Origin of the sequence: Microcoleus sp. LAD1_D3 (assembly GCF_036702135.1) — a bacterium.
Taxonomy (GTDB): domain Bacteria; phylum Cyanobacteriota; class Cyanobacteriia; order Cyanobacteriales; family Microcoleaceae; genus Microcoleus.
On sequence record NZ_JAUBSB010000018.1, the window covers coordinates 25991 to 40156 of the forward strand.

The following is a 14166-nucleotide window of genomic DNA, read 5'->3' on the forward strand; positions in this document are numbered from 1 at the left end:
TAAAATCCCAAAGCTTTGTGGGTACTGGTTTCTATGACGGGCATATTTAACGTTTCATACCGTAAATCAGCAACGCCTAGGATGTTTGCCGTAGATTTGGGATGTGCCATGTAATAGCAAATCCGGTTTTAATACCCCCTTTATTTCTTAGTCCCCCTTTGCTCGGACTTCGTTGGACTCTATGCAGCGGGTTCAACCGCCGATTCATAAAGAGGGTGGCTAACTTTCAACGCCCGAGTCTTATCAAGGAGTAGCTGGCTGAATTTGCTGCGGTTGCATTTGCTGCTGCTGATTCTGGAGCAGAAGTTGCTGCTCCTGGATCTGAATTTGCCGATTCTCAAGATCTATTTGCCGCTGTCTGTCTTCAAGTTGCAGTCTTCTGTCTTCAAGTTCCAGTCTTCTATCTTCTGCTTGCTGCAATCTATCTTCACGTTGTAGTTCTCTTTCTAGCAGTCTGTCTTCACGTTGCTCTTGTCGGTCTTGACGTTGTTCGCGAAGCTGTCTGAGCTGATTTCGCCGCTCGAAATCCCCTCCCAAAAATAAGTTTTGAAAAGCGTTGATAGTTGCTTGAAACCCAGTAAAAACGCCGCTAACAGCGCTGATCCCACTTGCAACTCCTGTTATTGGCTGCAAAAAACTGTTGATATTGTCTCCTACCCTAGCATAGCCCGATCGCGCTACCAGAATCACATCGTCGTTGCGGAGAGTGGGGTTATTATTAGGATTCAACCCTTGAGCAAAATCCACCTCGATCGTGCGGCGAGAAACAGTACCGTTGGGGTTCAAACGCAATAGTTCTACCTTGTCTTTTTTGGCCCGCAATTGATTGAAACTGCCTGCCGTCAGTAAAGCTTGGTGCAGGGATGTACTGGGTCGAACTTGCAAAGCCCCAGGCCTAATTACTTCTCCTACAATATTGATGCTAATCGCGTTCGGCGAAAAACTGCTATTTGCGACTTGAGAAACTTCAGCTAAGTCTACAGTAGCTGCTGTGGGGATAATTACGCTATCCCCTTCTTGCAGCAAAATATCTTGAGTTGCGTCGCCTTTTTGCAGCAAATCCCACAGATTTACCATGATAGTTTGTTCATTGCCACCTCTGACTCGGCGGCGGATTTGCACGCGGCGAATGTCAGCTTCTGTAGTGATACCACCAGCAATTTTCAGTGCTCTAGTTATTGTTGGTAAGCCCACAACTGCTCCTTGCTGTTGGTCGATAGATACAAAACTCAACTCTGTTTGTTGGTTGCTCGATCGCACATCCGAAGCAAATACAGTATAAGGCCCCGGCCGGTTTACTTCCCCGACAATTACCACGCCAATTGGTTTAGTAATATCAGCGGAAAAATTAGCACTGGCTCTTTGACGAACTTCTTGAGTATTCAGGGCCCTTGCTGTCGGTACAAAAATTGTATCTCCATCTCGAATGGTGACATCTTGACGCAAATTTCCCGTGTCTAAAAAATCCTGCAAATCAACATTAGTAACTTGCTCCGGCCCGCCTCTGCGGGAACGGCGAATTTGGACATTTCGCATATCTCCTGCTGATGTCACCCCTTGTGCAAGTTGCAGCATTTCCATCAAAGTCGGGAATTTTACTCCTCCTCCTTCTCTAGTGGGATTAATCTTGTAGGAACCCGGGCGAGTAACTTCACCCGCAAGACCTATATTTAGGGGGCGAGCGACGATCACAGTCACGGTAACAACGGGAACATTGATGAAGGGTTCGTATCGCTGGGTAATCACGTTAGCGGCTTGTTGCAGCGTCAACCCTTGAATTGAGACGCTGCGAATGATTGGCAAATTGAGCGTCCCGTCAACTAACACTTGATATTCTCTGCTGAATTCAGGGACGCCGAAGATATCTAAAGCAATGCGATCGCCCGGGCCTAAAGTATAAGCTGCTTCTGGTGTCAGCGAACCAGAATTGCCGATCGGTGGCAAACTCGAACCCGGAGGTGGCGGCGGTACTCTCGGTTGGTTTGGGTTCCTAGCGGGCGCAGGAGTTCTGACGGCAGGTAACTGAGCTCTACCGGGCAGCGAACTCAATAGCACCAGGAGTGCTGACAAACTCAGACTTGTAGCGGTTTGAATGGTATGTTTCATCTTTCTTCCCTGGTTGCAGCCTGCCAATGAACAAGAGCAATTTAGCTAGTGGATTTTAGTTTATTTTCCCTGCTGTCCAGTGTAGCTTCGCTGCGCTGCAAAATCCACAGGTGCAAGCATAAAAATTGTGCGATCGTACTTAACTATTTTGCCCCTTGTTTGTAAAGAAAGTGTAAAGCCCGCCCACTGTTCTCAGGATTAGGATCTCGTTTGAGCAAAATTTTTCATACATAACTCGCGATACAAATCAACCCGCCACAGAAAGGAGATAGGAAAAAACCACCCTGATTTGAGGTAAAATGTTAAATAATTCTCTCTGCAGGACAAAGACAAGTGTCACTAAAATTGGATAAAGTAATTCCCTGGGGACGCTGCTTGGATGAATACATAGGAATGTTTAGCTTGACCTCAAGTGACCTCAAACTAGCAATTATTGATTGTGCGGGCGGCCCAGCGAGTTTCAATGCCGAAATGACTCGCCAAGGTAAAAAGGTAATTTCTTGCGATCCAGTTTATCAGTTTACTGCGGTGGAAATTGGCGATCGCATCCAAGAAACATATCAAACTGTGATTGACGGTGTTAAAGCCAATTTAGACGGCTACCTGTGGAATAATTTTGAATCGCCCTACCAGCTAGGCGAAGTGCGAATGAAGGCGATGCAGGAATTTTTAGAAGATTTTCCATCAGGCTTGCAGCAAGGCCGCTACCTGAATGCTGAGCTGCCAGTTTTGCCTTTCGAGAACGGTCAATTCGATTTAGCTTTGTGCAGCCATTTCTTATTTGCTTATTCTCACCTGCTTTCGGAAGAATTTCATCTGGAAGCAATTACAGAAATGTGTCGGGTTGCAAAGGAAGTCCGGGTATTCCCTCTATTGCAGAGTTTTAGCGGGGAGGAATCCGATCACTTAAGCCCGATCGTCGCCGAATTGAAAAAGAGAAATTTTAGTGTAGAAATTCAAGAGGCTCCTTATGAGTTTCAAAAAGGTGGGAATAAGATGCTGCGAATTAGCAAAAAAAGCTCCGCAGAAAAGTAAGTATAACTTATTCTTCGGGTAGGGAAACCAAATAACAGCCATTAATTCGCCAACTATTATCAAACTGTTTTTCCATGAGATAAATGGCTCGGATGGGGATGCCTTCCGAGTCCAGCAACAGCACCGGCTGAGCGGGAATTCCTTCTACAGTGGTGAGGTTTTCAAATAATACCGATCGCGGACGGTAGACAGCTTCATAGGCAATTTTTACCATGTGCATAAAGTTTTCTGCTGTGCGAAACTGCTGCTGAATTCCGGGACTAGCGAAGGCAAAAGCCCCAGCAGCATCATCTTTTTGAAATGCTTGCAGTTGCTGTTCTACGACTGAGCGAATGGTAGCGCGATCGCTTTCACTGATGAGCATATTTTTAATGATTTGTCAAGAGATGGGAGTGTCGAATAGTTACTATTATAGCGCTCCCACTTAAAGGCGATTTTGTGGCGGGATGGCTGGGAAGCTGTCAGGGCGATCGGGGTTTATTTAAACTCCCGGCGGGCTGCAGACATTAGTGGTAAAATTGGTTAAAGAATTTAAGAATTGTCAAAATGCTAAGCAGCGCCGCATTGAGGAAAACAGGGTCGGGGTGGGAATTTGCAAATGAAGAAGCGTTAGAGGATTTTGTCGAAGTTCAGTTGCAAAGTTTGCTCGGTTTGACAGTCATCAAGCGGCAATTCACTGTCAACGAGCAAAGATGCGATATTATAGCGGTGGACGAGAATAAACGGTTAGTTGTGCTGGAGTTGAAAAACGGCGAAGACAGATATGTCGTTCAGCAGTTAACCCGTTATTACGATGCTTTGTTGGAACACAAACCTTTTGGCGATCGTGTGGATTACGCTCAGCCCGTTTGCTTAATAGCAATTGCGCCCAAATTTCACAGAGATAATTTTACAGACAGGAAGTATCACGGGCTATTTTTTCAGTTTTTGCAATTTGCGATCGTTCCTGACGGGAAAAATTTATATTTACACTTTAAAGATGTAGATGCCGAACATATTGCACGAGTAGAGATTACATATCAAGAACAATACAGAAACGAAACTCTATCTGAACCGCCAAGGTTGCTTTTAAGATTTATCCAAGAATGTAATCAAACTGAACGCGAAGGAGTTTTGAGCGTTCGCCGACAGATTCTAGGCTGTGATAGACGGGTCAAGGAACTTACTGACTCTAGTAGTATTAAGTATGGTTTCGGCAAAAATAAATTGATTGCTGAATTTAGATTTGATGCAAGACGAAATAGCCCTGCAATGTTTTTATGGCTCCCACTTCCCAGAGGATACAACAATAATAAAATCCTAGCTAGAATGAGAATTTGGACGAATTGGGAAATAGTCACAGATACAGGTTATATTCGGAAGGGAATTGGCATAATGGTTAATGAGGATGAGTACAAACTAGGTAGAGTTTCTCCTTCAGCTAAGTTAATGCCTGATACCTCCTATAGGGCATTAGGTGCTAGGGAGAAATTTTTGAATGATCCAGCATACAGAGAGAATTATGTTATGAAGAATTTGGCATCTTATGTGAGCAAGTATGGACGAAACTACCGTCACGGTTCGCCATTAGCGATGTCCCTAACATACTATTTTAAGATTATTGGAAAAAGTGACGAATCCACTTCTTTAGAAAGAATAGTTAATTTAGCTTTAGAATCAAGATTGGTAAAACTCTAAGGAAGAATTAACAAATACGATCGCACCCCATCACCCCTTACCCAATCCACTATCCATCTGCGTCTATCAGCGTGCATCTCCGGTTAAAAAAAATCTCATCAATAGCTTCGCAACAAATCAAATTAACAAACTTTGATATAATATTACACCTAGAAGCCAACCTCAAACCAACTCATGCCACAAACAGTCTGGATCGCACGACACGGAAACCGCATCGACTTCGTTAACCCCGACTGGTTTCTCACCGCAGAACACCGCTACGATCCCCACCTTTCCGAAGACGGTCACATTCAAGCTAAACAACTCGCAAATCGCCTCAAAGGTGAAGGAATTTCTCATATTTTTGCTTCCCCTTTTCTGCGAACAGTCCAAACAGCAAATCACGCGGCAGAAGCTCTCGGTTTGTCAATTAAACTAGAGTGGGGACTGTGCGAATGGCTGAATCCGGAATGGATGACAGAAATGCCAGAAACTGAGTCCGTCGAAGCTTTGTGCCGGCGTTTTCCCAGGATTGATGCTTCCTACAAAGGCGGTATTGCTAATTATCCCGAAACCGTGGAAGCTTGTTTCAAAAGGGCGGGGGAAACGGCTAAACGCCTCGCGGCTGAGTTTCCCGAAGATATGTTATTAGTAGGTCACGGTGCGTCGGTTTTAGGAACTGCGATCGGGCTAGCGGGCGGTGCTGAAACGGAAATTAACGCTTCTTTGTGCTGTTTGGTGAAAGTGGTGCGGGGTGAGGGAGAATGGTCGATCGCACTTAATGGCGATACTTCTCACCTGACTGACTCTGAAGCCGTTATCCGGTTTAATTAAAGTTGAGATTCGTGCGAAAAATCGCATTTTATGCTATGTGTGTAAGGTGCGCCGAGGTGCACCCTATGTTAATCTGATTTGTCCGAATCTGGGTGTTATTGTTTAATCTCGATCGCACATTTTAAATCGAAAATCTTAAATCGGTATGGCAGGACACAGTAAGTGGGCGAATATTAAACGCCAAAAAGCTAGGGTTGATGCCGTTAAAGGCAAGGTTTTTGCTAGAATATCTCGCGAAATTATTGTCGCGGCCCGCAGCGGAGTTCCCGATCCCGCTGGCAATTTTCAACTGCGGACGGCTATTGAAAAAGCCAAGGCGGCGGATATTCCTAATGAAAACATAGAAAGGGCGATCGCCAAAGGTGCTGGCTTGGCCGGGGGAAGTTCGGAATTAGAAGCTATTCGCTACGAAGGTTACGGCGTTGGCGGGGTTGCTATTCTAATTGAAGCGCTGACAGACAATCGCAACCGCACGGCGGCTGACTTGCGAGAAGCTTTTACTAAAAATGGCGGCAACCTGGGCGAAACTGGTTGTGTGGGCTGGATGTTTGACAACAAAGGAGTTTGTACTGTACGCGGCCCGATTGATGAGGAACAATTGTTTGAAGCGTCACTAGAGGCGGCTGCGGAATCTTATGATTTGATATTAATTGATGAGGATACTGAAGGTGCAGAGGTATTTACAAGTGTGGCTCATTTGGAACAGTTGGCTGATGTTTTGAAACAAAAAAGTTTTGCTGTTGTGCAGTCAGAAACTCGCTGGATTCCGAGCAATACAGTGGAAATAGACACTCCTGAAAAAGCTCGATCGCTCCTTAAGTTAATGGATGCACTGGAAGATTTGGACGACGTGCAAAGTGTGACGGCGAATTTTGAAATGACAGATGAATTGATGTCTTTGAGTATGGTTTAACGATCTAAATCACCAGATTTTTGCCATCCGCAAGACAAATCCCGGTAACTCTGGATCAGCGCTGACTGTTTCAGGATTATCTAAGATTTCAGGTTCGCGATGGGGGACGGTAGATGTAGACTTTTCTGTTTTTGCGATCGACCAAAAAGCCGAGCGATACACCGTTCTCAACATATTCTTGCATCTTGTTTTGCAATCCCTTGAGAGTGTCACTAGCAGACCGAAATTCAATCACAAAGTCAGGACAAATCGGTGCGAAGGAGGCTTTTTGTTCTTCAGTTAAGGCATTCCAGCGCTGCTTCGTGAAACTTATCTAAACTTGTCTAAACTCATTTTTAGACACAATTCGAGTTCACTTCCTACGCTATTGGGTAGACGGCTAATCCCAAGATAAGTAGGCTATTCCCCTCAAGCCGAGGGTTCCCAATTTAAAATATTCAAACTTGCGTTAAAATCCCGATCCAAAGATATGCCACAAGTAGGACAGTCAAAAGTCCGAACGCTTAGTGGCATATCTTTTTTTGTGCCACAATTTGAGCAAGTTTTCGTACTAGGGAACCACTGGTCTACTAGCACTAAACTAGCTCCATACATTTGGCATTTGTAGTCGAGCTGACGTTTGAATTCGTAAAATCCAAGGTCAGATATTGCTCCAGCTAACTTATGATTCGCCATCATTCCTTGAACATTCAAGTTCTCAATCTTAATTAGCTTGAAAGTTTTAGCTAGGTAAGTTGTTAACTTGTGAAGGAAGTCTAAGCGAATACGAGCGACTCGTGCATGGAGCTGACTAATTTTGTTGTAGGTTTTGCGCTGATTTCGAGAGCCTTTTACCTGTTTAGATGCTTTGCGCTGTAAAGTAGCAAGCTTGGTTTTCGCTTGCTTTAGCGGCTTTGGTGCATCAAAACTCTGTTGGGTTGATAGCGTGGCCACATACTTGATGCCGACATCAATTCCCACAGAACCTTCAGACTGCCCACCGGGCAGGCGCTCTGCATCAACACAAAAGGAAACAAACCAGCGATTCCCTTCTTTTGAAACCGTAAAAGTTTGAGAAATAAAACCACATTCTAACGGCTCAAAAAGTCGAAAAGTTCCCAACGTAGGAATCTTGATAGTGCTACCAGCGACTAACAAAACTTTACCGTTAGATGAATCAACCGTAAAAGATTGACCGTCTCGGCGGCTGGCGAACTTCGGATGACCTGCTTTCCCTGAACGATATCGACTAAAAGCATCTTTTAAGTCAATCAAAGCGTTTTGATAAACTCGGCTAGACAACTGGTTCATTCAAGCAAATTCAGACGTTTTCTTGACGTGATTGGTGAGAACCTTCTTGACTTCTTTGAGTACCTTCGAGTCGGTAAATTTCCCCTCACTGTACATTTGAGTTCGCAGGCTCAACCCAAAATTGAAAACTACGCGCCTAAATCCTGCGTGTTTCGCCATTAACGTCGCTTCCTTGTTATTTAATTTGAGCGCCCGCTTGACAGCAAACATGAAACTTCCTCTCGGTGATTAACTGTGAATAAGTTTAGCAAACTATTTGGCACTTAAGTTTTGCTCTAGTTTAATCCATGAGGCATCGGGGGATCTGGTTGCTCCATTTGGCAAGGTAAAGCCTGCACTGGAGTCAAACGCTTCACCTGTGCCATCTTGTTCTGCCCAGTTCGCAAGTTGCTGAGCAATTTTAATGTTGCGGTTCCCTGTATCTGAAAAAGCTGGTGACATAATGATAACTTCCCCACTGGCTGTACGCTCAATTCTCAAATCGCGATTAACTAGACAGAATTCATAGAACTGTTCAACAGTCATCGATTGGAACGCAGGGAAATTGACCGTCATTGGGACGCTTTCGGTTTGAATTAGCAGCGTCGTCATGGTTTTTCCTTTTTTTGGTGCAGGGGTGATAAAATACCTTGAGCTTACACTATTTTAGCTTTGCGATAGAAAGTCTTAGTCGATCGGGGAGTCGGAGGCTTGTATCCGTTTTTGGGCGGTGTCAATAATCTTTTTTCCCAGTAAGCAAATAAGTAACCATGTATCCCTTGCCCTTGATTTGAATGGCGCCGCGCTTCTGAAAAGTATATTTATCTTTTAATATCTCGTAGGTTTCGGCGGTGACTTGAATGCAGCCGGTAATCCCGTGGGATTCCATGCGCGAAGCAATATTTACTGTGTCGCCCCAGAGGTCGTAAATAAACTTTTTTAAGCCGATAACGCCGGCAACGACAGGGCCACTGCTAATCCCGATCCGAATGCTGAAAGGTTCCGAATGTTCTAAACTGAGGAGCCTAATTTCATGCAACATATCGATCGCCATGTTCGCAACCGCCTCGGCGTGATCCTCTCTGGCCGTAGGCAAACCGCCGACAACCATGTAAGCGTCACCAATAGTCTTAATTTTCTCCAAACCGTGGCGATCGGCCAAGTGGTCAAAAGCCGAAAAAATATCGTTGAGCACTTCCACCACTGCCGTCGCTGAAATTCTCGACGAAAGCTCTGTAAACCCCACAATGTCGGCAAACATCACAGTCACTTCCGCAAAACTTTCGGCGATATTGTGTTCATTGTCCTTCAAACGCAGGGCGATCGCTGCCGGCAAAACGTTCAGCAGCAGTTGCTCGGATTTAGCTTGTTCGAGTTCCAACTGTAGGTAAGCAGCCTGCAACTGTTCGGCTTGGCGAATTCTTTCTCCGGCTAGCTTTTCGATTTGGGCGGCGCGGCTCAAAGATGTCAGCATATATGTCACCGGAATCAGAGTCCACAGCATCCCCATCGTCAGAGTTCCCCAAGAGCGCCAGTGCTTGCGAATCCTGCGAATTTCCGGCGTTGCCGACACGTACATAGACCACTGGCGGCCGCTAATTTTCAGCCGCCTTCTGCAAGCTGTATAGTTCGGGCCTGGATTGTCAAGAATCGGGCAGTTTTGCATGAGGGATCGATCCGCAGCGGCTGATGCTGGAAGCACTTGTTGGCTGGCGGATTGGAACTGCACCGCAAATTGCTGAATTTGTCCGTTACCAGGCAGATTTTTGAGAACCGGGTTCCCCGTTTGCGGTAACAGCGACGGTGCTTCTTGCTTGTCTGGAGCCTCGCTAACGAGATAAATATTGAGGTAGTCGGTATTGCGTCCTTTTAAAGAGGTTTGGAAAATATCTTTGCCTCGAAATACGCCCAGAACAAATCCTTGTAGCAGTTGGCGACGGGATTCGAGGGTAGTCGGTTTACTGCTGTTTTCGTAAATCGGAACTATGGCCAAAAGACCCTGTTCCGGGGAATTGCCCTGAGTTAGGCCGATGTAGTTGGTGACAATCATTTCTCCTGTATCACGTCCTCGATCGAGCGCGGCGCGGATTTCTGGGTGGGAGGCGAGGTCAAAGCCTAATACAGTCTCGTTTCCGGCTGGGGGTTCGACGTAGAAAGCCGGGAAATATTCGGAACGCTGGAGGGCCTTGCGGAGTTCTCCTCGCGGGCCGCGCTCTGTAATCTCGAAGCTGGGGTCGGTTTCGGTTCTAGCTTTGGTTTCGTAGTTGGGCCGCTGGGAATTGGGGACGCGGGGGGCCCAAGCCAGGAGTTGCAGGCTGGGGTGGACGGATAGGGGCCGGGCGACAAACCGGGCAAAAGAGGAACGCTCGACGGCGTTGAAGGCTTTCATGTAGTCGCTGAGGGCGAGAACAGTATCTAAGTCGGAGTTGAGCTGGCGTTCGATGCCGATCGAAATATCGTCAATGCGGCGGTGCATTTCGTAGTCGCGGCGGTTGTCTTCCCAGTCCCAAACCACGGTAAAAGTCAGAAGCGACAGCCCGACACCCAAAGCCAGCGTCAACCCGGCTGGAATGTAGCGAGACCAGGATAAAGGTAGTTTTTTCAGCATAATTGCCTAGCGAATAAGGGCAGCAGATTAGCACACCGCTGAGTGCGATTGGTTCCGGCCTCTGAGTGCGGTTAATTCAAAACCCTGATAACTCAAGCACCGACGGCAATTGGGAATTAAAAGTTATATCTTGAAACTTTTAGATTAATGGACTATCGCTCAGCAGGGGATTTCAATCCAGAATTCCGCTCCCTGTCCGGGCGCTGAGATGCACCGCAGGCTTCCCTTATGTTTTTCTACCACAATCTGATGGCTGATGGATAATCCTAAGCCAGTTCCAGAGCCTACGGGCTTGGTGGTGAAGAACGGGTCAAATAGCCGCTTGCGAACGTCTTCGCTCATTCCCGGGCCACTGTCGGCGATGCAAATTACAATGCGATCGCACTGACTGAGCTTGCTATTACTATGATTTTTCAACCCGGCTTTTTTGATGAGGGTGCGAATCACGATCGTCCGAGGTTGCGGTTGGTTTTCTAGAGCGTCGATCGCATTGCTGATAATATTGAGAAATACCTGGTTTAACTGACCCGCACAACAGTAAATTTTTGATATTTTTCCGTATTCTTTAATAATTTCAATCCTGCTTTTTATACTGGCCTGATGCAATCTGTGCTGCAAGATTAACAGTGTACTGTCAATTCCTTCATGAACGTCTACCAACTTCATTTCTGATTCATCCAGTCGCGAAAAGTTCCGCAGCGACAACACAATCTTACTGATTCTTTCTACTCCTACTCTCATGGATTTTAACATTTTTGGCAAATCTTCCTTCAGAAAATCTAACTCTAAGTCCTTAACTTTTTCAGCAATCTGAGGCACTGGGGACGGGTAGCATTCCTGGTAGAGACTTAAGAGTTCTATTAAATCATTAAAATAGTTGTAAGTGTGAGAAATATTGCCGTTAATAAAAGTTGCGGGATTGTTGATTTCGTGGGCGATGCCAGCCACCATCTGACCGAGACTCGACATTTTTTCGGATTGAACTAATTGGATTTGAGCGTTTTGTAGTTGTTCGTAGGCTTCTTGCAATTGGGCGGCTTGTTTTCTTAATTGAGATTCGGAAGCTTGGAGGGCGGCGGCGGAAATTTTGCGGTTCGTGATATTTTCAATCATCCCTAAGTTGTAAATAGGTTTTCCTTCGCCGTCTCGGATCAAAGTAGCTGTCACATTTACCCAAACAATTTTACCTGTAGCGGTAATCTGGCGGAGTTCGATTTGATAGTGAGTAATTTCTCCCCGTTCAAGAGAATCAGCAACTTGGATATTTTTTGGATAATCGTCGGGATGCCCAAGTTCTATAAATGTTTGGGCGAGCAATTCTGCTGCGGTATATCCCAGCATTTCGCAATAAGTTTTATTGACTCGCACTAACTTGTTATCGTCTAAATTAGCTAAGTAGATAGCGATGGGTGCATCTTCAAAAATTGTGCGAAATAGTTCCTCACTAGCCCGGACTTTAGCTGCTAGGGAAAGCCTATCGGTGATGTCTTCAAAGGTAGACAAAATGCCGACAACATTGCCGGAATTGTCGTGTAAAGGTATTTTATTGGTATCCAGACAGCACTGGGTGCCGTCGGCTTGCATTTTGGATTCTATGATGTGATATTCTGGGGTGTTGGTTGCCATGATGCGGCGGTCGCAGGCTCGAAAAAATTCTGTTTCTTCCGGCTTCCAGGGCATATCGAAGTCGGTGAGACCGGCGATTTCACTGGGGTGATTGAAACCTGCGACTTTGGCAAAGTTTTTGTTACCTCCCAAATAAACTAAATCTCGATCTTTCCAGGCGATTAACTGAGGGATGTTATTGATTACCAACCACAGCATTTTTTGGGATGTTTCCAAGGCTTCCGTGCGTTCTAAGACGCGCTTTTCCAGCTCTTGATTGGCTTGTTGCAGGGCGATTTTTGACTCGCTGAGGGCGATTTCTGCTAGCTTGCGATCGCTGATGTCGATTGTCACCCCCTCCCACAGTATATTCCCGCCCGCTTGAAGTTCGGGGCGGGCGATGCCACGAATCCATTTCAGTTTTCCCGATCCGGTTACGATCCGCCCTTCATATATCCAAGGTTTTAAAGTTTCGCCGGAAATTGCGACTGATTCTAACATGGCTGTTAGGTCTTCTGGATGCACCATTGACCACATTAAACCGGAGTTTTCTTGAATTTTTTCTGGCTCTAATTCGTAGAGTTCCCAACAGCCTGAACTGGCATAAATGAATTCATCGGAACCGTCGGGATGCAGCAAGTATTGATAAATCATTCCCGGCACGTTGGCGGCCATTTTTTGAAATCTGGCTTCGCTTTGCCGCAGTGCTGATTCTGCAAGTTTGCGATCGCTAATGTCAATCAACAAGCCGTCCCAAATAATGTCATCTTTTTCGCCCGGTTCTGGTCGCGAAGCCCCGCTAATCCACTTCATCCGATCGCCGGGAAAAACAAATCTGCCTTCCCACCGCCAAGGTTCTAAAGTTTTAGCTGAGATAGCAAGAGATTCCTGGAAGCTTGGCGCATCGTCTGGATGAATCATTTCGATCGCGGGAATAGCTGAGTTTTGGAGTACAAGAGGTTCTAATTCCCAGAGTTCGCGGCAGCCGGAACTGACGTAGGGGAATGACACAGTACCGTCTGCTGCTAACTGAAATTGATAAATCATTCCGGGAACGTTGGCGGCTAGTTTTTGAAACCTCGCTTCGCTTTGCCGTAATGCTGTTTCTGCTTCTACGCGATCGGTAATATCGTAAAATGCCGATAAAATTGCTGCTTCGCCGTTAAAATTAATCGAACGCATCGACATTTTCACCCAAAACAAACTGCCGTTTGCTTTCCTAAGGCAGATTTGTTCGCTGTCGCTAAAGCCGTTTTGTTTGACTAATTCTATCAATTGACGGCGGTCATTGATATTGGCATAAAGTTCAATTTTTTTGCGTCCGATAAGTTGTTCGGGACTCAAACCTAAACTTTCCCCTAGGGCAGGATTGGCATACAAAATAACGCTGTCTTCTAGGCGTGTAATTGACATGGGAACGGGAGTCACAGTGGCGATCGCCCGCAATCTTTCTTCGCTTTCTTGCAGGGCTGTTTCGGCTGCTACTCTTTTACTAATATCGTTCTGAACTCCGATAAAATGAGTTAATTTTCCCTCGTTGTCTAGGATGGGGGAAACGATTAATTCGTTCCAAAAAGGAGTTTTGTCTTTGCGATAATTTTTGAGAACTACCTGAATTTCCGTTCCCGATCGTAAACTGCTGCGGAGTTTGTTTAATTCGGCCTGATCGGTATCGGGGCCCTGCAAAAATCGGCAGTTGCGTCCAATAACTTCTTGGGCGCTGTAACCAGTCAGTTTCTCAAAAGCAGGATTGCAGTAGATAATAGGTGTGTCAGGCTTGGTAGCATCGGCGATGAGGATGCTGTTGCTCGACGCTGCGATCGCCCGCTCTAGGAGAGACAGGTGGAAAGAGTCTGTTGTCATCGGTGGCAATATCCAAACTCCTTGGGAGCGGACAGAACAATAAAAAATTATAAATAGCTTGAGCCATTCTTATTGTATAATTTTATTCTTAATTGAGCCTTGTTAAAAAAGCCAGCAGCCCAAAAAAGCCGACGGGGGAGACGACTAATACCATTTTAGGTTTTAGATTGGCAATGACTGATTCCATTATGGTTTGGGGCCGGGCATACAGTTGCCTTCTGGTTTGAAAGTAGTACAACCGAAGGCATTAGGCACTTATCCAGAAAACAGAAGGGGA

The 14166-nt window shown here is 45.8% G+C and carries 10 protein-coding genes and 2 pseudogenes; 4 read left to right on the forward strand and 8 right to left on the reverse strand.

Annotation, left to right across the window (positions count from 1 at the left end; all coding sequences use genetic code 11):
* Positions 1-243: 243 nt before the first annotated feature.
* Complete coding sequence (locus QUA74_RS13000) at positions 244-2106, reverse strand: polysaccharide biosynthesis/export family protein (RefSeq protein WP_333329165.1); 1863 nt, start codon at positions 2104-2106, stop codon at positions 244-246.
* Positions 2107-2439: 333 nt separating this feature from the next.
* On the opposite strand from QUA74_RS13000, the gene QUA74_RS13005 reads away from it, so the two are divergent.
* On the forward strand, positions 2440-3141 hold the full coding sequence (locus QUA74_RS13005) for a class I SAM-dependent methyltransferase (RefSeq protein ID WP_333329168.1): 702 nt from the start codon (positions 2440-2442) through the stop codon (positions 3139-3141).
* Positions 3142-3148: 7 nt separating this feature from the next.
* Here QUA74_RS13005 and QUA74_RS13010 read toward each other — a convergent pair whose 3' ends face one another.
* On the reverse strand, positions 3149-3505 hold the full coding sequence (locus QUA74_RS13010; protein WP_333329171.1) for a DUF4864 domain-containing protein: 357 nt from the start codon (positions 3503-3505) through the stop codon (positions 3149-3151).
* Between the two features lie 182 nt (positions 3506-3687).
* Between QUA74_RS13010 and QUA74_RS13015 the strand changes: the two genes are divergently transcribed.
* From QUA74_RS13015 to QUA74_RS13025, 3 genes are all read left to right on the forward strand, one after another.
* On the forward strand, positions 3688-4818 hold the full coding sequence (locus QUA74_RS13015; protein WP_333329174.1) for an endonuclease NucS domain-containing protein: 1131 nt from the start codon (positions 3688-3690) through the stop codon (positions 4816-4818).
* Positions 4819-4992: 174 nt separating this feature from the next.
* Complete coding sequence (locus tag QUA74_RS13020; RefSeq protein WP_333329176.1) at positions 4993-5631, forward strand: histidine phosphatase family protein; 639 nt, start codon at positions 4993-4995, stop codon at positions 5629-5631.
* Positions 5632-5776: 145 nt separating this feature from the next.
* The gene (locus QUA74_RS13025) at positions 5777-6544 is read left to right on the forward strand and encodes a YebC/PmpR family DNA-binding transcriptional regulator (protein WP_333329179.1); all 768 of its coding nucleotides are present in this window, start codon (positions 5777-5779) and stop codon (positions 6542-6544) included.
* A gap of 9 nt (positions 6545-6553) precedes the next feature.
* Here QUA74_RS13025 and QUA74_RS13030 read toward each other — a convergent pair.
* From QUA74_RS13030 to QUA74_RS13055, 6 genes and pseudogenes are all read right to left on the reverse strand, one after another.
* Positions 6554-6842, reverse strand: a pseudogene (locus QUA74_RS13030) (Uma2 family endonuclease); the annotation flags it as partial.
* Between the two features lie 110 nt (positions 6843-6952).
* Positions 6953-7834 carry an RNA-guided endonuclease TnpB family protein gene (locus QUA74_RS13035; RefSeq protein ID WP_333329182.1) on the reverse strand — a complete coding sequence of 294 codons (882 nt, stop codon included), beginning with the start codon at positions 7832-7834 and terminating at the stop codon, positions 6953-6955.
* Positions 7835-8044, reverse strand: a complete 210-nt coding sequence (locus QUA74_RS13040) for a helix-turn-helix domain-containing protein (protein WP_333329185.1) — start codon at positions 8042-8044, stop codon at positions 7835-7837. It abuts the gene before it with no gap.
* 60 nt (positions 8045-8104) lie between these two features.
* Positions 8105-8425: pseudogene (locus tag QUA74_RS13045) on the reverse strand (Uma2 family endonuclease); the annotation flags it as partial.
* Between the two features lie 121 nt (positions 8426-8546).
* A complete protein-coding gene (locus QUA74_RS13050) occupies positions 8547-10421 on the reverse strand; it encodes an adenylate/guanylate cyclase domain-containing protein (RefSeq protein ID WP_333329188.1) in 1875 nt (624 codons plus the stop codon).
* Positions 10422-10580: 159 nt separating this feature from the next.
* A complete protein-coding gene (locus QUA74_RS13055; protein WP_333329190.1) occupies positions 10581-13889 on the reverse strand; it encodes a PAS domain S-box protein in 3309 nt (1102 codons plus the stop codon).
* Between the last annotated feature and the right edge of the window lie 277 nt (positions 13890-14166).

Coding starts and splice junctions, on each gene's coding strand:
- QUA74_RS13000 (WP_333329165.1), bottom strand. CDS start 2,106: ATGAAACATACCATTCAAACCGCTACAAGTCTGAGTTTGTCAGCACTC.
- QUA74_RS13010 (WP_333329171.1), bottom strand. CDS start 3,505: ATGCTCATCAGTGAAAGCGATCGCGCTACCATTCGCTCAGTCGTAGAA.
- QUA74_RS13015 (WP_333329174.1), top strand. CDS start 3,688: ATGCTAAGCAGCGCCGCATTGAGGAAAACAGGGTCGGGGTGGGAATTT.
- QUA74_RS13020 (WP_333329176.1), top strand. CDS start 4,993: ATGCCACAAACAGTCTGGATCGCACGACACGGAAACCGCATCGACTTC.
- QUA74_RS13025 (WP_333329179.1), top strand. CDS start 5,777: ATGGCAGGACACAGTAAGTGGGCGAATATTAAACGCCAAAAAGCTAGG.
- QUA74_RS13035 (WP_333329182.1), bottom strand. CDS start 7,834: ATGAACCAGTTGTCTAGCCGAGTTTATCAAAACGCTTTGATTGACTTA.
- QUA74_RS13040 (WP_333329185.1), bottom strand. CDS start 8,044: ATGTTTGCTGTCAAGCGGGCGCTCAAATTAAATAACAAGGAAGCGACG.
- QUA74_RS13050 (WP_333329188.1), bottom strand. CDS start 10,421: ATGCTGAAAAAACTACCTTTATCCTGGTCTCGCTACATTCCAGCCGGG.
- QUA74_RS13055 (WP_333329190.1), bottom strand. CDS start 13,889: ATGACAACAGACTCTTTCCACCTGTCTCTCCTAGAGCGGGCGATCGCA.